Raw genomic sequence first — 18,312 nt, 5'->3', positions numbered from 1 at the left:
CCCTCGCCACGCACCGCGGTGAGGTCCTCACCGATGGCCCCGGACAGGCTCCCGGCGTCCGTCAGCCCGGTCACCTCCAGCGCCCCAGACCCGCCGCACGGCGCAGGGACTCGACGCGGTCGGTGACGTCGATGACCTCGTCTGCGCCCGGAAGGCCTCCGCCCTCGCGCGGGCCGGGCAGGAACGTCTCCGGCACCGGCTCGTACACCGGCCCGTCCGCCTCGCACAGCGCCAGGCACTCGCCGCACAGCCCATTGACGATCTCCACCGTGCGCTCGTCCGCGTCACACAGACCGCAGGCCATGATCACGCGGGTCACCCGGGCGCGGCGAGCGGCCTTCTGCCGAATCGTGGCCTTCTTCGGGGGCATCTTGCTCTCCAATCGGTTGCGGGCGAATCCGCCCGGGTTGGTGACAGCGGGCGGCAGCCCGTCGGTCAGGGCCTTGGTGATGTCGTGAGGCGTCGCGCCACGGGACAGCCACTCGGCGGCGAGAGACTCGAGGGAGCGGCAGTCGCTGTCGGACAGGGGCATACGGGCGTCGGCGGCGCGGACGTCGGCGAGGGTCAGGTAGGCCTCGCTGGGCCGCTCAGCGGTCTGTTCGCCCGGCTCTGCCTGTTCGACCTGCTCGTCCTGTCCGGCTTCCGGAGTCGGCTCCTCGGCCTCCTCGACCCGGGCCAGCCCCGGCTGGTACCGCTCGGTCACGTCCCTGCCGTGCCGCTCCCGCGCGAACTCCGCCCACCACTCCGGTGACCTGCGCGTACGCGACCAGTACGTGCGCGTCACCCATCGCATCGAGTTGTCCTCGACGGTGATGTGCTCCTTGATCCAGCGCAGGTGGCCGGCGAGGGTGATGCGGCCCATCGAGGTGCGGACGGCTTGCTGGCCGTAGTGGGGGTGTTCCGCCGCGATGACCTTGTAGCCCATCGCGTGACCGTCTTCGAGGTGGTCGACGAAGACGGCGATCTCGCGGTCACGGGGGCTCAGATGTGCGAAGTCCGGGTCGGCGTACGGGTCTTCGTCACCCGTGGAGCGTTTTCCGTAGCCCGTCTTGGCCATGGGGTGGGACGGGGACGGCAGGACAGGACTAGGCTGGGCGTAAGCCACGATCGACTCTCATTCGATCCGTAGGTCTAGGCCCTGGCACTGGTGTTGGTAGCACCGGCCGGGGCCGATCTATTTGTGGCGAACCTAGAGTGGCTTTACCTTCCGAAGCAAGCCGATCACGGAACGTCACTCTTTCGAGGTACGCCGCCTCAACTCACGTTCAGACTTGGTTAGTTGGGTTGGATTTCAACCAAACCAAGAACCCAGAAACCCATGGGAGGAGCTCGAAGCCCGGGGCTTGAAGCCCGGGGCTCAAGCTCCGGGCTGAACTGCGGAAATGAACGCCGACCAGGCGGGGGCGGTGAGGTGGAGTTCAGGGCCCGCAGGGTTCTTGGAGTCACGGACGTGGATGCTGGCGAAGAGCGCCACTTCGACGCAGGCGCCGCCCTCGTCGTCGCTGTAGCTGGACTTGAACCACTTCAGCTGGTCACTCACGGCTGTCCACCATCCGCTCGATGAAACGGGCCGACTCGTCGGGTCCGAGAGCCTGCGTCCGGATCATGCTAAGCCGCTCGGTGACCCGGCTGACAACCCCCGGATCGGCCGAAAGCTCGCTGGCGAACTGCCCCTCCATGAAGGCGAAACGCTCGTGGTCACAGGTCTCCAGCAGCACCATGGGGCCCATGAGTGCGGCGGGGATGGCCCGTTCGAAGGGGAGCACCTGCAACACGACGTTCCGCAGCCGCCCCACCTCCAGCAGGTGGCGCAGCTGTTCGGCGTCCACCTGTGGGGCGCGCAGCACGGCCTCGTAGAGGACGAAGCTCAGACCCACCGGCGGTTTCCGCTCGGTGAAGATGGACTGCCGCTCCATGCGGCCCGTGATGCGCTCCTCCACCGTCTCCTCGTCCAGGGGCGGGATCCGGTTGTCGATGAGGGCGCGGGCGTACCCCTTCGTCTGCAATAGCCCCGGCACGACCGAGACGTCGTACCACCAGACGCTGGTCGCCTCCTTCTCCCGATCCACGAAGTCCTGCGCCCGCGCCGAGTACCGCTCCCGGTCCAGGAACGCCTTGCCCGCGCTCAACATGCCCTCCGCGCCGCACAGCTCGTCCGCCACGTCGAGCACGCGCGGCGTCGGCCTGCGTACCCCGCGTTCCATGGACGCGATGGTGTCCGGGGAGTAGTTGGCGGCGGAGGCGAGCTCCTCGCGGCTGACGTCCGCCTTGGTGCGCCAGCGTTTCATCTGGTCGCCGCTGTAACGCCACGCAACCGGCTGCTGGGAGTTGTTGTGGCCCGGCACAGCGCCCACCTCCGACAGATACATCCCGGCGAGTATCACCTCGGTCACTACCGAGCGTAGCCCGCAGGTCGCCACCGTGTGACCATGACGAACGCAATTCAGGCGCACTCTTCGCAGAGCTTGAGAGGTGGTCGGCGGCAACGCCTGACTCAAGTGGTTCAGACGACGGTGGTTCAGACGCCGTCGTTCGCTGTGACGTCGCCCCCGTCAGCGTCCGTTTCTGCCACATCCCGCTGCATGGCCATGGCTGCAATGACCTTTGCCATCTTGTGCATGGTGTCCACAAAAGGCAGATTGGTCGGGCTCTCCATCTGGGCTGCGGAGACGGATTCCTGCAGGGCCCCTGCGAAGTTCATGAGGATGCCCTGCATCGCGTTGCCGAATTCACCGACATCGGTCGCCTCGCCACCCAGTGCAGCAGCCAGGGTTGGCCGCAATGATTCGACCTGCCGCGTGGCCTCGACCATGAGGTCAAACGCGGACAAGAGCCCGTTCAGTCGGATCATGAACCAGTGCTCCGGCCCCAAGGCCCGCACGGCGTCCGCCCTCAGGACCTCCACCGCCGTGGAAAGACGACGGCTGTCCAAGGTCTGTCCGTAAGCCTGGACGAGCACCACCCGCGCGGACAGGGTCGTGAGGTGGTCATCGCCGAACACACGTCGGCAGGTGACGACATACCGCTCAGCGACTTGCACGTCCGTCTCCGGCCCCGTTCCAGCCTGTGTGTACGCGTGCCGCGCAGCCGCCATGAGACGAGGCATCATCACGTCAAGGGCTGCGGATTCGGAGGCGTGCAAGGACAAGTCCTGCAGGAATTCCCCGACCGGCCCGTCCAGGATTTTCGACATCGGCAGCACCGTCAAGAGGTGTGACTGGATCTCGAGGGTCACGGGGTGTTCGGGGCCCAGACTGCTCACACACAGCTCGAACAGTTCCTCCAGCATGAGGTGAGCAGCGGCGATATCGCCCCGGGTGAGCAGGTTCATAGCCACACCGTCTCGTGCCAAAAGAGTCCCCGGGTGAGTGTCGCCCAGGATCCGCGCACGCCCCTCGACAACTTCCTCCATCAGTCTCCCGGCCTGCTCGACGTCCCCTCTGCTATTGGCTGCCTTGGCCACCCTCATCAGGGCCGTGAGCGTCAGGTAATGGTCCTCGCCCAGCACCCTTACGCAGTCGTCATGGACGGTTTCCGTAATACCCTCGGCCCGCTCGATGTCGCCCGACCGCCGCCAGGCGTTGGGGAGTTCAACCCGCACCGCCAGCGTTTCGGGCGCGTCGGCGCCGAAGAGACGTACGTACGCGGCCTCTGCGCGCAGGAGCAGCCCGAGCGCCCGCTCGGCCGCCCTTACCCCGGATTCCAGCAGATGAACGGCTGCCCAGTGAAATACCGTGGCCGCCATTTCCGTGTCCGTCTGCGGCGACGCATGCTCGGCCAGCGCCTCGGCGTGCGGGAGCAGCCTCCGTGTCGTCGGCCACGTCGCCAGATCCCACAGGTCTCCCTCCGGGAGAACCCGCGCCAGCGCCTCCACCGCACTCACGCGCGCAGCCTCGATCGCGTCCGCATGACGATGCCTGTCACCCTCGGCGGGTGTGCGGGACACGGCCTGAACCAGACGGTGTACGGCCACTTTGTCGTCGTGCAGCGTGATCATGCTGTGCGCCGCGAGCCGACCCAGCGCCCTGCGGACGGTCGGGGGCGTGCCGAGAGAGTCGAGGAGGGTACGCGGGATGCCCTCCGGGGCGTACCACGCGAGCATCAGGAGGATGTGGACAGCGAGGGGGTCGTCCGCAAGGCGGTCCAGGGTGAGGTGCCAGACACGGGCGATAGTGCGCTCGGTGTCGCCGGACTCGTCCGCCGCCGCGTACATGTCGGCCGGGTAGGCGGCGAGGTCGTCGACATACTCGCGGGCGGTGCAGCTGGTCTGCGCGCAGTACGCGGCCGCCTGGGCAACGGCGAGGGGCAGGCACCCCAGTTCCTCGCACAGCTCGGCGATGCCCTGTGCGCCATCGCTGTCTTCGCGGTGGATGCGGATGAAAAGGTCCATCGCCTCCGTGAGAGACAGGACGTCCAGTTCGATCGGCTCCGCCTGGCCGTGCCATCCGGTCGAACGTCGGCTTGTGATCAGGACGCGCCCCGAAGTCGCCCTCGCGAGGATCTGGTTGACGTCGGCCGGATTGGAGACGTTGTCGAGGACGAGGAGCCAGCCGGTGTGGGAACTGAGCCACTGCAGGGCCCACTCGGTGAGCTGTTCCTGCGACAGGAGGGCGACCAGAGAGGGCTGGAGAGCGGCGGCCAACCCGGCCAGACCCGCGTCCATCGCTGCACGGCTGTCCGCGGTGATCCACCAGACGGGAGCATGCACCGATCCCCGGTGGGCAGCCCAGCGGGCGGCAAGCGTGGACTTTCCGATGCCACCCAGCCCGTGCACGGCCTGCACGACCGCCTGCCCCGGCGTCGCCAACGCCTCGTCCAGAAGGGCGAGTTCACGCTCCCTGCCGACGAACAGGGGGGCACGCGAAGGGAGATTGGTCAGCGTGGGAGCGCAGTCGACCGAGGCTGCGGGAGGGCAGGCTTCCGGGGACAACAGCGTCGCGCTGTCGATGTGGAGACCGACAGAACCCGAACCCGTTATCGCCTGGCCGATGCTCCCGCCGGCGGCGACCGACGACCTGCCGGACGCCTTGACAGAGGCGTCCGTTGCGAGGCGGCGGTCGGACAAGTCACTCATGCATCACATGATGACGCCCGACCGAGTAACCGTCAGGAAGTCACGACAGTTGCTGCTCCCCCGGGGGCGAAGACGAACTCGCCGCTACTGCACCGGCCGCATCCCCAGTGGCCCCCCGATCTCCTCCACCATCACCTTCCCCGCCTCGATCTCGAGGGTCTCGTCGCCCATCGCCTGGTCGGTGTCCAGGCCGTCCAGCTCCTCCAGGGGCTGGTTCAGGCGGACGTGGGCCAGCACCGAGTGGAGGGCCCTGAGCGTCGCCGACGCCGTGGTGCCCCAGTTGGAGAAGTAGGAGAACTGCCACCACCACAGGGCCTCCGTGGTGCGGCCGGCGCGATAGTGGGCCATGCCGTGCCGGAGGTCGGTGATGACGTCCGCCAGGTCGTCGGAGATACGGGCCGGGACGGGGGCCTTGCGCGGCTCGTAGGGGTCGAAGACCTCCGAGTACACGTCCACCGGTTCCAGGAGGCGGGCCAGGTTCTCGCGGAGTTCGTCCACGTCCGGTTCCGGGCCCAGGTCGGGCTCGTAGCGCTCGTCGGGCACGATGTCCTCGTGCGCGCCGAGACGGCCGCCGGCCAGCAGCAGCTGGGAGACCTCCAGCAGGAGGAAGGGGACGGCCGAGTTCGGCTCGTCGCCCTTCGCGACCTCGGTGACCGCGACCAGGAAGCTCCCGATCTGGTCCGAGATCTGGACCGCGAAGTCGTCCGGGTTCGGTTCGGTCGCATGCAGCGTGGCGTCAGACATCTAGGAGTCGTCTCCCCTCGAAGGCGCGGCCGAGGGTGACCTCGTCCGCGTATTCCAGGTCGCCACCCACCGGGAGGCCGCTGGCCAGGCGGGTGACCTTGAGGCCCATGGGTTTGATCATGCGGGCGAGGTAGGTGGCGGTCGCCTCGCCCTCCAGGTTCGGGTCCGTGGCCAGGATCAGCTCCGTGACCGTGCCGTCCGCCAGGCGTGCCAGGAGTTCCCTTATCCGCAGGTCGTCCGGGCCGACGCCCTCGATCGGGCTGATCGCTCCGCCGAGCACGTGGTAACGGCCGCGGAACTCACGCGTGCGCTCGATCGCGACGACGTCCTTCGACTCCTCGACCACACAGATGACCGAGGGGTCGCGGCGGGTGTCCCGGCAGATGTTGCACAGCTCCTCCTGTGCGACATTGCCGCAGGTCGCACAGAAGCGGACCTTCGCCTTCGCCTCGAGCAGGGCCTGTGCGAGCCGCCGTACGTCCGTCGGTTCCGCCTGCAGGATGTGGAAGGCGATCCGCTGCGCGCTCTTGGGACCGACGCCGGGCAGCCGCCCCAGTTCGTCGATGAGGTCCTGGACCACGCCTTCGTACAACGGACTGCCGTCCTTCCTGGGGTTCCTTCAGTACGTACGGTAGTTGGCGGACGCCTGTCTTAGAAAGGCAGGCAGCCCGCCGAACTGTCTCAGAAAGGCAGGCCGGGGATGCCGCTGCCGCCGCCCAGCCCCTGGGCCAGCGGGCCCAGCTTCTGCTGCTGGAGGTTCTGGGCGTTCTCGTTGGCCGCCTGGACGGCCGCTACGATCAGGTCGGCGAGCGTCTCGGTGTCCTCCGGGTCCACCGCCTTCGGGTCGATCCTGAGGCCGCGGAGTTCGCCGGCACCGGTCACGGTCGCCTGCACCAGGCCGCCGCCCGCCTGCCCCTCGACCTCGGTCTGCGCCAGTTCTTCCTGCGCACGCTGCAGGTCCTGCTGCATTTGCTGGGCCTGCTGGAACAGCTGCTGCATGTTGGGCTGGCCACCACCGGGGATCACGATCAGCTCCTCTTTCGGTACGTTTTCCCGCTTGGCATGAGCCTACGTGGTCGGCCCACGCGTCGCCCCGGCAGTCTTCATACACGTTTCTCGGTGCTGCGTCCGACACTCTTTCGAGTGAGATCCACTCCAGGCCTATACCTGATCAAGACCCCCTTCCGGGCGAAAAAGAGTCCAAACCCATCTCTTCGCCACCCATTGGGCGGTAGGAAGGGGTCCGGCGCGTCAGCCCCAGGTGTCACGTGAGCGCCGTACCGTCGCGCGGGTTCGTACAGGTCGCGCAGCAGGTCGTACAGATGGTCACGCACCGTGATCAGTAGGGAGTGGCCGGGTGGGTCAGCCGGAGATGCAGCCCGAGGGTCCGCCTCAGAACGGGCGGGGCGGCGAAAGGGCGGCCGGGCTGCGGCCGGGCGATCTGATGGGGCGGACGTTTCCGCTCGGCGACTGGGGAGAGCCCGCGGACCGGCTGGACGAGCTGTACCGGTGGGTGGAGCGGGGAGCGCTGGAGACGGCGGCCTGGTATCTCGCGGACCGGGTGTGGAAGCGGCGGGGAGCACGGGCGCTGCGGTGCGGGGCCGCGGCGGGGGCGGTCGCCGGGGCGGCGCTGCCGTTGCTGGATATGACGGGGGTGGTGGGTGGTGTCGCCGCCTGGGGGTATCTGGCGCTGCTGCTGGGCGTGGCATGTGTCGCGGGGGACCGTTTCTTCGGGGTGACGTCCGGGTGGATAAGGGACGTCGCTACGGCGCAGGCGGTGCAGCGGCGGTTGCAGGTGCTGCAGTTCGACTGGGCGTCGGAGTGTGTGCGGGAGGTTCTGGGGCCGGCGGAGGGGACGGCCAGTGAGGCCGCCGAGCGGTGTCTCGGGGTGCTGCGGAGGTTCGCGGAGGACGTGACGGAGCTGGTCCGGGCGGAGACCGCCGACTGGATGGTGGAGTTCCGGACGGGAACGGCGCCGTTGGGGATCCAGTCGGCGGTGCCGTCTGCAGGGCGGGCCGAGGTGGGGGGCGTTCAGGGGCGGTTTCCCACACCCCCGGGGAACGGGGCTCGGCCGAACATGCCTCGCCAGCGCCCGCCTGAACCCAGGTGACCCCTTTTAACGGTTTTTCGGTCGGGAAAAGGGGTGACCAGCCGGAACCCCGCGCCCCAAATCCCCCTCTTACCCGCCCCGGCCCGAAATCTCCGCCAAAAATTCGCCGGACGGTGTCAACCACCCCACCACCCCATGCGTATTGCCCCATAGAACGTGATCGTCGGCAGTCCTTCGTGGGACGGCTGGACAGCTGCACCTGTGCCGTTCCCCCCACCCCGTAAGGACCCCCACCCGTGCAACAACCCTCGGCGACGTCACGCATACCGGCGCAGTCCACGCCCCCGATACCGTCGCCGGTCACACACCCCCCAAGTGACCGGCACCCCCAACCGCAGGGCGGGCGCGACCCCTACCTCCTGGCCGGGGCCCTCTTCGTCGCCTACGCGCTCGTCTCCCTCTCCCGCTTCCAGCACATGGCGTCCCGCTCCTGGGACCTCGGCATCTTCGAACAGGCCATCCGCGCCTACGCCCACCTCCAGGCACCGGTCGTCGACCTCAAAGGCCCCGGGTTCAACGTCCTGGGCGACCACTTCAGCCCGGTCACCGCCCTCCTCGCGCCCCTCTACCGGCTCTTCCCCTCCCCCGTGACGCTGCTCATCGCGCAGGCCGCGCTGTTCGCGCTGTCCGCCGTGCCGGTCACCCGCGCCGCCGCCGCGCTGCTGGGCCGCAAGCGCGGGCTGGCACTCGGAATCGCGTACGGACTCTCCTGGGGCATCCAGCGGGCCGTCGACTTCGACTTCCACGAGATCTGCTTCGCCGTCCCGCTCATCGCCTTCTCACTGGAGGCGGTCCTGGCCTCCCGCTGGCGCCGCGCCCTGCTGTACGCACTGGCCCTGATCCTGGTCAAGGAGGACCTGGGCATGACGACCGCGGCCATCGCGCTGGTCGTAGCCGTACGGTCCCGCCGATCGGCCCCGCGCGCGCTGCCGTACGCCCTCGGCGTGGCGGCCATGGGCGTCACCGCCACGCTCATCGTCCTGACCGTCGTCATCCCCTCGTTCAACACGGGCGGCGGCTACGACTACTGGACCAAGGTCGACGGCGGCTTCGCCCTCTTCAACGGCACCGACACCAAGCTCCGCACCCTGGCCTGGCTGCTGATCCCGACGACCGGGCTGCTGGCGCTGCGTTCCCCGTTGCTGGCGGTCGCCCTGCCCACCCTCGGCTGGCGGTTCCTCTCCTCCGACGACCACTACTGGGGCACCGACTGGCACTACTCCGCCGTCCTGACGCCGGTTCTCTTCCTCGCCCTCGCCGACGCGCTGACCACCGCCCGCCTGGACCGCCGCCCCTGGCTGCGTTCGTACGCCCATCATCTGCCCGCCGCCGTCGCCGCGGCGGCGCTCGCGCTCACCACCAGCCTCCCGCTGGCCGCGCTGACCGGGGCGGAGGCCTATCGCAAGCCCGCGCGGGTCACCGTCGTCGAACACCTCCTGGACGAGATCCCGGACGGCGCGTCCGTCGAGGCCAACATCGGCCCGATCAGCCGCCTCACGTCCCGCTGCCGTGTCTTCTGGATCGGCAACACGCGGGGGGTCACGCCGGACTACATCGCCATCGACAACGCGAGCCGGTGGGTGCAGGACGTCGAGGCGTACGGCCGCCAGCTGCATCCGGGGGCGGACTACTCGGTCGTGGGCGCGGCGGAGGGGTACGTCCTGTTGAAGCGGCTCGCATGACTCAGGCCTGGGGTTCCGGGAACGCCACAGGGCTCCGGAGCCCGGCCCGGTTCACCGCGCGCACGCCGAAGAAGACGGTGTCCTTCGACAGGTCCACCTCGTGGGTCGTCACGTCGCCGACCGGGATGACGTGGGTCCGGCAGGTCCCCGTACTGCTTGCCCGTCTCGTCGACGCGGACGTCCTGGTGCTGGTGGGCGAAGTCGGCCGGTTCGGTGAAACGGGCGGCCGGGTGGCCGCGTTCGAGGAACGGGATGTGGTCGCCGCCGCGGCGGTAGCGGTCGCGGCGGTGGACGACGCGGACGCGCATGCCGGTGGCGTCGTTGTCGGCGAGTCGCCGACGAAGCGGGACAGCTGGCGGGTCGGGGAGTCGTTCTCGCCGCCGACCGAGCGGCGGATCGCGGCCTGTTCGGGGGTCTCGGAGGAGGGGACGCCCTCGTGCCCGAGGGCACCGCCTCCGCCGTACCGGCGCTCCCTAACGCCGCCGCGCTCGCCGCCGTCGCGGTGAGGACCGTTCTCCTGGTGGGGGTGGGGCGCATACGTCCTCCCGGGGCTGCCGATGTCGGCCGACCCGGGCCATGGTTGTGGACACAACTACCGGCGGCAAGAGGGCCGCCGGGTCACTGGCGGGTGTACGTCAGCTTCTCCCCGCTGCTGGTGTTCTCACGCTCCAGTGTGCCGTCCGGCAGCAGGGTGATCTCCGTGGCCTCGCCCGGCGAGCAGGAGGATGCCGGTTCGCCGGTGGCCACGGTGGACGGGCCGATCGCCAACGGGCCTTCCGCGTCCGGCGCTTCGGCCAGTTCCGCCTCGAACACGCAGTGATAGGTGCCGTCGCCGGCCGGCCCGTCCGCGACGAGGGACAGCACCGTGTCACCCACGTCGCCCTGCCGGAGGGTGAGCCGACGGGTGTTCTCGCCGCTCGCGTTGCCGATGGTGGCCGTCCAGGTACCGAGGTAGTCGGCCGGGATCGCGCCCTGGGTGGGGGTCGGAGACGGTGGTGAGGGGGTGGCTGCGGTCGCCCCCGGCGTCGGAGGCGCGCTGGTGGCCTGACCAGCGGCGGTGGCCTGACCAGCGGCCTTGTCGTCCTCGCCGTCGCCGCTGCTGTTCATGAGGGCGTACACGGAACCGCCGGCGCCGAGGGCCACGACCAGGGCGACGAGGACGAGGGCTGTGGTGGAGCGGGGGGTTCTTCGGGGCGGAGGGTCGGGGGTGTACGGGGGGATTGGGGTGTAGGGCGGGTGGGGGGTGCCGGGTGGGGTGGTGGCGTAAGGGGTGGTGCCGGGTGGGGGCGTGCCGTACGGGGGGATTGGGGCGGGCTGTGGATTCTGGGCGTACGGCGGGGTTGGGGTGGCGGGCGGATTCTGGGCATGTGGCGGAGTCGACCCGGCCTGTGGATTCTGGGCATACGGCGTGGTCGACCCGGCGGACGGACTCTGACCGTACGACGGGTTCGGACCGACCGACGGACTCTGACCGTACGGCGTGGTCGACCCGGCGGGCGGACTCTGACCGTACGACGGGTTCGGACCGACCGACGGACTCTGACCGTACGACGGGTTCGGACCGACCGACGGACTCTGACCGTACGACGGGTTCGGACCGACCGACGGACTCTGACCGTACGACGGGTTCGGACCGACCGACGGACTCTGACCGTACGACGTGGTCGACCCGGCGGGCGGCGGATAGCCGTATCCAGCGGGGTGCTGCGGATGTCTGGGCGCGTTGGGTTGCGGCGGCTGCTGCGGATAGCCGTACACGGGGTTGGCTGGGTGAGCCGGATGGCCAGGGTTAGCCGGATGACCCAGCTGAGCCGGCGGCCCCACCGACGGGGCGGCCTGCGCAGGCGGGTTCGGAGCAGACGGGCCGGAGTGAGCGGGCCGCGCAGGCCGGTTCGGGGCGCCCGTCCCCGGCGGGGTTGACGTCTGCGAGGTCGTCCCCGCAGCCACCGTCGGCATCTCGGCCGGAGGCGACACCGCGGCTGCCGTCATCGGAGCCACGTCATCGGGGGCGGCCGCATGCTCAGGAGACTCCCCGGCGCCTGGAGCCCCACGGCCTGGAACCCGACCACTCGGAGCCCCCGCACCCGGACCCCCTACGCCCGGAACCCCACCGCCCGAAGCCCCCACACCGGGAACTCCACCGCCCGAAGTGCCTACGCCCGAAGCCCCCACACCGGGAACCCCACCGCCCGAAGTGCCTACGCCCGAAGCCCCCACACCGGGAACCCCACCCGGAGCCCCCACACCCCGGACCTCACCGCCCGAAGTGCCTACGCCCGAAGCCCCCACACCGGGAACCCCACCCGGAGCCCCCACACCCCGGACCTCACCGCCCGAAGTGCCTACGCCCGGAACCCCCACGCCGAGAGCCCTGCCCGAAGCCCCCGCACCCCGAGCTTCACCACCCGAGGCCCCTACGCCCTGCACTCCACCGCCCGGAACCCCCACACCGGGAACCCCGCCCGAAGCACCACCGCCAGGAACCCCCGCACCCGAGATCCCACCTCCCGAAGCCCCACCACCGGGACTCTCTGCCCCCGAAACCTCACCCCCGGGACCTCCAGCCCCCACCCTCTCCTCCCCCGCCGGATCCTCCGCCTCCAACAACCCCACCGCATGCCTCCCCAACTGCGCCACCAGCGCGCTCGGCAACCACGGATCCCGCGACCGCCCACCCGAGACGGTGTCCTCCGCCCCCGTGCGCTCCAGGATCCGGTCCAGCGTCGGACGGGCCCCGGGGTCCTTCCGCAGACAGTCGAGGACCAGCTCGGCGATTCCCTCCGGCACCCCCTTCAGGTCCGGTTCCTCCTGGGCGATGCGGAACATCACGGCATGCGCACCGCTGTCGGCGGAGCCGAACGGCAGGCGGCCGGTCGCCGCGTACGCCAGCATCGAACCCAGGCAGAACACGTCGCAGGCCGGCGTCAGCCGCTCCCCCCGTACCTGTTCCGGCGCCATGAACCCGGGCGACCCGACGAGCGCACCGGCCCTGGTCAGCCCACCGTCCGTGACCGTCTCCAACGCCCGCGCGATCCCGAAGTCGATGACGCGAGGCCCGTCGATCGTGACGAGCACGTTGGACGGCTTCAGGTCCCGGTGCACGATCCCGGCGGTGTGAATGTCCCTCAGCGCATGCGCCAGCCCGGCCGCCAGGATCCGCACCGACCGCTCCGGCAGCGCCCCGTGATCCCGCCCGACGACCTGCTGCAGGCTCGGCCCCGCCACATACCCCGTGGCCACCCACGGCACGGCCGCCTCGGTGTCCGCGTCGAGGACCGGCGCCGTCCAGTACCCGCCGACCTGCCGCGCGGCCCGCACCTCCTGCCGGAACCGCGCCCGGAACTCCTCCTGCGCGGCCAGTTCCTGCCGTACGAGCTTCACGGCGACGGTGCGGCCCCGGTCCGACCGGGCGAGATACACCCGCCCCATACCGCCCGCCCCCAACCGCGCCAGCAGCCGATACGCCCCGATCCGCTGCGGATCCCGCACTCCGAGCTTCTCCATGTCCCCAGGCCCTTCCCGGCCGCCCCCACCCCTGCAACAGCCTCACGATAGTGCGGCGAAGGGCGAGGTGAGCGGGGCGGTGTCTACGGTTCCGTAACAGCGGGCGGCATCGTGTCCAGCACCTTCGACAGCCGCTCCAGCACCCTCACGGCGTCCGCGAGTTCGGCCTCCCCGAAGGCCTCCGCGAGGCGGTCGGCGAAGGCGGCATGGCCGGGGTTGATCTCGGCGATGGCGGCGCGGCCCTCGTCCGTGGGCGCCAGGAGCTTGGCTCGGCGGTGGGCCGGGTTGGGGCGATATTCGGCCAGCCCCCGCTCCACCAGCAGATCGGCGATGCGCTGCACGCTCTGCCGCGTGATGCCCATCGTGCGGGCGATGCCGGAGACGGGGAGTGGGTCGTGCAGCACCGCGCCCAGCACCTGCCACCACGCGGCCGTGAGTCCGGCCGGCTTGGCCAACTCATCGGCGACCGCGAGGAACCGGCCGTTGAGCCGGAAGACACCGAGCGCGCTACGGCTGAGCAGGTCCTGTCGTTCGCGGGTCACCGTGCCGTGGCCTTCTCGAGCACGGCGTACGCCTCCGGGTCGGAGTCGTGGAACAGCCGGTACCAGGCGTCGAGGACCTCACCCTCGTACACCCCGAGGAGGCGGAGGATCTCCCGGGCGAAGGCGACGGGTTCGGTGGGGCCGGCGGTGATCAGGCTCCCGTCGTCCGTGACGGCGTCCGCCTCGACGTATCGTGCGCCGCCCCCGTATCCCGTCGCGGCCAGATAGAAGGAGACCGCGCTGGTGTGGTCCCGGTCGTCGAGCAGGCCCTCACGGGCCAGGCCGGCGGTGGCCCCGCAGATCGCGGCGACGGGCACACCGGCGTCCAGGAAGGCACGGGCCTTGCGGGCGAAGGGGGCCAGGTCGTCGGAGCCCGCCGCGGTAGCGGCTGATGTCTCAGCCCAGAGGTCGGCGCCCGGGAGGATCAGCAGGGCGCTGTCGTCGGGGTGGAGGTCGTCGAGCGCGAGGTCGGGCTGGATCCGCAGGCCACCGATGCTCCGTACCGGCTCCCTGGACGGTCCGACGGTCCTGACCTCGTACCCGGCGCGGGCGAGAAACACGGTCGCGTGTCCCGTTTCCCAGTCGGCGAGGGTGTCGTAGACGGCGAGATGGACGGGCTTGCGGGTGACGGTGCTGTTCATGGCTTCTCCTCGACCCGGTTTCCGTTTATGACAGCATACTGCCATCAAGGCAGCATGCTGTCAATATCTGGCAGAAGGCCGCCGCCTTCGACAACCTGTCGCGGAAACCCCCCGACCACAGACAGGACGCCGATATCGCGTCCCCATCCCGGACATCTACGCTCGCCCGCATGACCCCTCATCTGCCAAACCCCGAGGTCGGCGCCGCCGTGAAGGCCGCGGACCGTGCGCATGTCTTCCACTCCTGGTCCGCGCAGGAGCTCATCGACCCGCTCGCCGTCGCCGGCGCGGAGGGGTCGTACTTCTGGGACTACGACGGCAGGCGCTATCTCGACTTCACCAGCGGGCTCGTCTACACGAACATCGGCTACCAGCATCCGAAGGTCGTCGCCGCGATCCAGGAACAGGCCGCGACCCTGTCCACCTTCGCGCCCGCCTTCGCCGTCGAGGCCCGTTCCGAGGCGGCGCGGCTGATCGCCGAGCGGACGCCGGGGGACCTGGACAAGATCTTCTTCACCAATGGCGGCGCGGATGCCGTGGAGCACGCCGTGCGGATGGCGCGGCTGCACACCGGGCGCGCCAAGGTGCTGTCGGCGTATCGCTCCTACCACGGCGGTACGCAGCAGGCCGTGAACCTCACCGGCGACCCGCGCCGCTGGGCCTCGGACGCCGGTACGGCCGGGGTCGTGCACTTCTGGGCGCCGTTCCTGTACCGGTCCCGTTTCTACGCGGAGACCGAGGAGCAGGAGTGCGCGCGGGCGCTGGAGCATCTGGAGACGACCATCGCCTTCGAGGGGCCGGGGACGATCGCCGCGATCATCCTGGAGACGATTCCGGGTACGGCCGGGATCATGATCCCGCCGCCGGGCTACCTCGCCGGGGTGCGGGAGCTCTGCGACAAGTACGGGATCGTCTTCATCCTGGACGAGGTCATGGCGGGGTTCGGGCGGACCGGTGAGTGGTTCGCGGCGGATCTGTTCGACGTGACGCCGGACCTGATGACCTTCGCGAAGGGCGTGAACTCCGGGTACGTGCCGCTCGGCGGTGTCGCCGTCTCGGGGGCGATCGCGGAGACGTTCGGGAAGCAGCCGTACCCGGGCGGGCTGACGTACTCCGGTCATCCCCTGGCATGTGCGGCGGCGGTCGCGACGATCGGGGTCATGGCCGAGGAGGGCGTCGTGGACTACGCCGCGAACCTGGGCGCGACCGTCGTCGAACCGGCCCTGCGGGAGCTGGCTGCGCGGCACCCCAGCGTCGGCGACGTCCGCGGCGTAGGCATGTTCTGGGCGCTGGAGCTGGTGAAGAACCGGGAGACGCGGGAGCCGCTGGTGCCGTACAACGCGGCCGGTGAGGCGAACGCCCCGATGGCCGCGTTCGGCGCCGCCGCGAAGGCGGGCGGCATCTGGCCGTTCATCAACATGAACCGCACCCATGTCGTGCCGCCGTGCAACGTGAGCGAGGCCGAGCTGAAGGAGGGCCTGGCGGCACTGGACGCGGCGCTGTCGGTGGCGGACGAGTACACCGAGTAACGACAAGTACATCCAGTAACACAGAGTAATGCGGAATAGTTGGCCACCACTAGCTCATCTGTGTGGAACCCGAACGCGTAAGGTGGCCGTGCCCGTAGACATATACGTGCACGCCACCCATCGCGACGAGGGAGACGCCCCGACCATGCCGAGCATCAGCGGCAACGGCGCCGTGACGCGCAGTACTCTGCGGCAGCAGATCGCGGACGCGTTGCGTGACGAGGTGCTGGCGGGGCGGCTGCAGCCGGGCAAGGAGTTCACGGTCAAGGAGATCGCCGAGCAGTACGGCGTCTCCGCGACCCCGGTCCGCGAGGCCCTGGTCGACCTGTCCGCGCAGGGGCTGCTGGAGGCCGACCAGCATCGCGGGTTCCGCGTCCACGAGTACTCCGTCCAGGACTACCGCAGCATCGTCGAGGCCCGCAGCCTCGTCACCGACGGCATGTTCCAGGCCCTCGACCAGGGCCACCAGGGCTACGTCCAGGATCCCGACGACCGCCGGGTCGTCGCCGCGCTCGTCGGGGTACGGCGGCGCGGCGAAGAGGCGCGGCGGGCCGCCGACGCCGGTGACCTCACCGTCCTCATCGGCTACGACCTGCGTTTCTGGCGCGAGCTCGGCGCCCTCTTCTGCAACCCCTATCTCTCCGACTTCCTGCACCGGCTGCGTGTCCAGTCCTGGGTGTGCGCCGTGCAGCATCTGCGCCGGCTGACCGATCTGCGCGGCCACCTGTGGTCCGGCCACACCGAACTGGTCGACGCCCTGTCGCGCCGCGACACGTCTGCCGCCCGTGAGATCGTCGCCGCGTACAACGCGGACAGCCTGGCCCTGATCGAGCGTCTGGCCGGTCGTCGATGAGAGTGGCCCGCATGGTCTGCGGGGATGTGCAGGAGAGGAGCTGAGGCCACGCCTCACCGATTACTCTTCCCTGACCACTGTGCTACGCCTTGCGACCGCTGTGTGAGGAGCCCTCTTTGGCCTGTGACCTGTGGCTGGTACCGCTAGTCGACGTGTTGTGCCACACCCCCGACAACCCTTTCGCCGAGGAACTCGCGCAATACAACATGGTGCTCGCCGAGGCCGGGCTGCCGCCGGTGCCGGTGTACCAGTACATGCCGGGCCTGTCCGGCGAGGTCGCCCCGGTCGCCGGTTTCGACTACGACGCGCTGCACTTCTTGCGCCGCGCGTATCTGCTGCAGGTGTGCGGCCTGCCGGTCACACCCATCGACGAACTGGGCGGCGACTACGAGCAGTTGCTGGAGATGTTCGAGACGACGGCCCAGCAGTCGCACCTGGTCTGGCACTACGACCACGCGGGCGCGTACGTCCCGGTCGACTTCCCGCACCCCCTCTCCAGCGACGACCTCCTGGCAGGCGGCGGCCCCCTGGGCTCCTCCCAGTCCCTGCTGCGCGAGCTGGAGTTCGTGGCCCCCTCGATCGGCATAGACCCGACCAACCCCCCGACGGCCCCCCAGGCCCCGCTTGCTCCCACCGCCCTGGAGGAACCGGCCGTCCCGGCCCCGTACGACCCGAGCCCCTTCGCCCGCGAACGGCATGTGTGGCTGGGGCTGCACGCGGCGGCTACGCGGAGTCTGGCGCAGGGGTCGATGATCGTCTTCAGCTGACACGTATGCGATGAGACGCCTGGGAGGGCGCCCGGCCAAGGGCGCCCTCCCTCCTGCCCTCCTGGTTCACCGCTGATGCGGCAACCGGATCGTGCGTACGAGAGGCATGTCCGCGTACACCTCGGGATCGACGGTCACGACGTGGCGCCCGTCCGGCCAGCCGACCGTGGGCCGCGACAGGTGGACGGCATGGCCGAGCCGCCACTCCGCCCCGTCACGCAGCAGCGCACCCACCGTGGACGCGCCCGCGAAGTCCAGCTCGACGATCTCGACGGCGGGCAGGGCCCCGACATGCTCGGCGAGTCCCTTGCGCATACCGTCGGCGGCGGCCAGGCAGAGTGCGGGAACGTAGACGTGCCGAGTGGGACCGTGCTCGGTGTTCGAGACGAACTGCGACGCGAGCGCGTTCCCCGAGCCCAGCGCCAGCAGAGCCGACTCGTCGAAGACGACGCCGGTCGACCCGGCCCTCTGCGTACTCACAGGCTGTCCACGGGCCGGCCGGCTTCGAGGTCCTGCCAGACCTTCTCCACCCGGTCGTGGTCCTCGTCCGTGAGCGTCACACCGAAGTGCGTCTCGCAGTACGCCTTGGTCTCCTCATACCGCTTCCGCAGCTCCTCCTTCGTGGGCGTCGCCCCCGCCAGCTCGGCGATGAGATCACGCATGGTCATACCGCGCTCGCGGGCGAGCACCATGAGGCGGTCACGGACAGCGGGGTCGACCTTGACGGTGGTGTCAGCCATGACGGCAGTATACCGCTGGTATACTGCCTCGGTCCGTTCGAGTAATGCGGTCATCACGTTCCCCTCGGTTGGGTCAGGTTGGGTTGGCCCGGCAGCACGGGCGTGCGGTCGGGAGTCTGTTGCATC

The 18,312-nt window shown here is 69.8% G+C and carries 17 protein-coding genes and 1 pseudogene; 6 read left to right on the top strand and 12 right to left on the bottom strand.

Features of this window, described 5'->3' with window-relative positions:
• Nucleotides 1-70 precede the first annotated feature (70 nt).
• The 7 genes from AQJ91_RS33540 to AQJ91_RS33510 form a co-directional block, all read right to left on the bottom strand.
• Nucleotides 71-1,057: a hypothetical protein gene (locus tag AQJ91_RS33540; RefSeq protein ID WP_067029129.1), complete on the bottom strand. Its 987-nt coding sequence runs from the start codon at nt 1,055-1,057 to the stop codon at nt 71-73.
• A gap of 300 nt (nt 1,058-1,357) precedes the next feature.
• A complete protein-coding gene (locus tag AQJ91_RS33535; RefSeq protein ID WP_067029127.1) occupies nt 1,358-1,540 on the bottom strand; it encodes a DUF397 domain-containing protein in 183 nt (60 codons plus the stop codon).
• Nucleotides 1,533-2,393, bottom strand: coding sequence for a helix-turn-helix domain-containing protein (locus AQJ91_RS33530; protein ID WP_324618037.1), 861 nt, complete (start codon nt 2,391-2,393; stop codon nt 1,533-1,535). Before AQJ91_RS33530 ends, AQJ91_RS33535 begins: the two co-directional genes overlap by 8 nt.
• Nucleotides 2,394-2,518: 125 nt before the next feature.
• Complete coding sequence (locus AQJ91_RS33525; RefSeq protein WP_067029124.1) at nt 2,519-5,074, bottom strand: tetratricopeptide repeat protein; 2,556 nt, start codon at nt 5,072-5,074, stop codon at nt 2,519-2,521.
• 84 nt (nt 5,075-5,158) lie between these two features.
• A complete protein-coding gene (locus AQJ91_RS33520; RefSeq protein WP_067029122.1) occupies nt 5,159-5,818 on the bottom strand; it encodes a DUF5063 domain-containing protein in 660 nt (219 codons plus the stop codon).
• A complete protein-coding gene (gene recR, locus AQJ91_RS33515; protein WP_067029120.1) occupies nt 5,811-6,410 on the bottom strand; it encodes a recombination mediator RecR in 600 nt (199 codons plus the stop codon). The genes AQJ91_RS33520 and recR overlap by 8 nt, the downstream gene beginning before the upstream one ends.
• Before the next feature lie 89 nt (nt 6,411-6,499).
• Nucleotides 6,500-6,844, bottom strand: a complete 345-nt coding sequence (locus tag AQJ91_RS33510; RefSeq protein WP_067029118.1) for a YbaB/EbfC family nucleoid-associated protein — start codon at nt 6,842-6,844, stop codon at nt 6,500-6,502.
• A 331-nt stretch (nt 6,845-7,175) separates the two neighbouring features.
• Between AQJ91_RS33510 and AQJ91_RS33505 the strand changes: the two genes are divergently transcribed.
• The 3 genes from AQJ91_RS33505 (at nt 7,176) to AQJ91_RS54695 (ending at nt 10,116) form a co-directional block, all read left to right on the top strand.
• Nucleotides 7,176-7,928, top strand: coding sequence for an SLATT domain-containing protein (locus AQJ91_RS33505; RefSeq protein WP_067029116.1), 753 nt, complete (start codon nt 7,176-7,178; stop codon nt 7,926-7,928).
• 236 nt (nt 7,929-8,164) lie between these two features.
• Nucleotides 8,165-9,610, top strand: a complete 1,446-nt coding sequence (locus AQJ91_RS33500; protein WP_067029114.1) for a DUF2079 domain-containing protein — start codon at nt 8,165-8,167, stop codon at nt 9,608-9,610.
• On the top strand, nt 9,607-10,116 hold the full coding sequence (locus AQJ91_RS54695) for a hypothetical protein (protein ID WP_067029112.1): 510 nt from the start codon (nt 9,607-9,609) through the stop codon (nt 10,114-10,116). The genes AQJ91_RS33500 and AQJ91_RS54695 overlap by 4 nt, the downstream gene beginning before the upstream one ends.
• Nucleotides 10,117-11,731: 1,615 nt before the next feature.
• Here the strand turns inward: AQJ91_RS54695 and AQJ91_RS58465 are convergent.
• The 3 genes and pseudogenes from AQJ91_RS58465 to AQJ91_RS33480 form a co-directional block, all read right to left on the bottom strand.
• Nucleotides 11,732-13,114, bottom strand: a pseudogene (locus tag AQJ91_RS58465) (serine/threonine-protein kinase); the annotation flags it as partial.
• A gap of 83 nt (nt 13,115-13,197) precedes the next feature.
• Nucleotides 13,198-13,656, bottom strand: a complete 459-nt coding sequence (locus AQJ91_RS33485) for a MarR family winged helix-turn-helix transcriptional regulator (protein WP_067029110.1) — start codon at nt 13,654-13,656, stop codon at nt 13,198-13,200.
• Complete coding sequence (locus AQJ91_RS33480) at nt 13,653-14,297, bottom strand: DJ-1/PfpI family protein (RefSeq protein ID WP_067029108.1); 645 nt, start codon at nt 14,295-14,297, stop codon at nt 13,653-13,655. The genes AQJ91_RS33485 and AQJ91_RS33480 overlap by 4 nt, the downstream gene beginning before the upstream one ends.
• Before the next feature lie 170 nt (nt 14,298-14,467).
• Here AQJ91_RS33480 and AQJ91_RS33475 point away from each other — a divergent pair, with 170 nt between their 5' ends.
• The 3 genes from AQJ91_RS33475 (at nt 14,468) to AQJ91_RS33465 (ending at nt 17,446) form a co-directional block, all read left to right on the top strand.
• The gene (locus tag AQJ91_RS33475) at nt 14,468-15,826 is read left to right on the top strand and encodes an aspartate aminotransferase family protein (protein ID WP_067029106.1); all 1,359 of its coding nucleotides are present in this window, start codon (nt 14,468-14,470) and stop codon (nt 15,824-15,826) included.
• A gap of 145 nt (nt 15,827-15,971) precedes the next feature.
• Nucleotides 15,972-16,679 carry a GntR family transcriptional regulator gene (locus AQJ91_RS33470; RefSeq protein WP_067029200.1) on the top strand — a complete coding sequence of 236 codons (708 nt, stop codon included), beginning with the start codon at nt 15,972-15,974 and terminating at the stop codon, nt 16,677-16,679.
• 116 nt (nt 16,680-16,795) lie between these two features.
• Nucleotides 16,796-17,446 (top strand): hypothetical protein, encoded by a 651-nt coding sequence (locus AQJ91_RS33465; protein ID WP_067029104.1) that lies wholly within the window; start codon nt 16,796-16,798, stop codon nt 17,444-17,446.
• Between the two features lie 66 nt (nt 17,447-17,512).
• On the opposite strand, the gene AQJ91_RS33460 is transcribed toward AQJ91_RS33465, so the two are convergent.
• Together AQJ91_RS33460 and AQJ91_RS33455 are read right to left on the bottom strand one after the other, a co-directional pair.
• Nucleotides 17,513-17,926, bottom strand: coding sequence for a PIN domain-containing protein (locus tag AQJ91_RS33460; protein WP_067029102.1), 414 nt, complete (start codon nt 17,924-17,926; stop codon nt 17,513-17,515).
• Nucleotides 17,923-18,186 (bottom strand): hypothetical protein, encoded by a 264-nt coding sequence (locus tag AQJ91_RS33455; protein ID WP_228044417.1) that lies wholly within the window; start codon nt 18,184-18,186, stop codon nt 17,923-17,925. The genes AQJ91_RS33460 and AQJ91_RS33455 overlap by 4 nt, the downstream gene beginning before the upstream one ends.
• Nucleotides 18,187-18,312: the final 126 nt, after the last annotated feature.

This window comes from Streptomyces dysideae (assembly GCF_001514305.1).
Classification (GTDB): domain Bacteria; phylum Actinomycetota; class Actinomycetes; order Streptomycetales; family Streptomycetaceae; genus Streptomyces; species Streptomyces dysideae.
This window is presented reverse-complemented; position numbering and strand designations above follow the sequence as displayed.

Bases quoted from the DNA above. Each gene is read 5' to 3' on its own strand.
- AQJ91_RS33540 (WP_067029129.1), bottom strand. From the start codon at position 1,057: ATGGCCAAGACGGGCTACGGAAAACGCTCCACGGGTGACGAAGACCCG.
- AQJ91_RS33525 (WP_067029124.1), bottom strand. From the start codon at position 5,074: ATGAGTGACTTGTCCGACCGCCGCCTCGCAACGGACGCCTCTGTCAAG.
- AQJ91_RS33520 (WP_067029122.1), bottom strand. From the start codon at position 5,818: ATGTCTGACGCCACGCTGCATGCGACCGAACCGAACCCGGACGACTTC.
- AQJ91_RS54695 (WP_067029112.1), top strand. From the start codon at position 9,607: ATGACTCAGGCCTGGGGTTCCGGGAACGCCACAGGGCTCCGGAGCCCG.
- AQJ91_RS33480 (WP_067029108.1), bottom strand. From the start codon at position 14,297: ATGAACAGCACCGTCACCCGCAAGCCCGTCCATCTCGCCGTCTACGAC.
- AQJ91_RS33475 (WP_067029106.1), top strand. From the start codon at position 14,468: ATGACCCCTCATCTGCCAAACCCCGAGGTCGGCGCCGCCGTGAAGGCC.
- AQJ91_RS33470 (WP_067029200.1), top strand. From the start codon at position 15,972: ATGCCGAGCATCAGCGGCAACGGCGCCGTGACGCGCAGTACTCTGCGG.
- AQJ91_RS33455 (WP_228044417.1), bottom strand. From the start codon at position 18,186: ATGGCTGACACCACCGTCAAGGTCGACCCCGCTGTCCGTGACCGCCTC.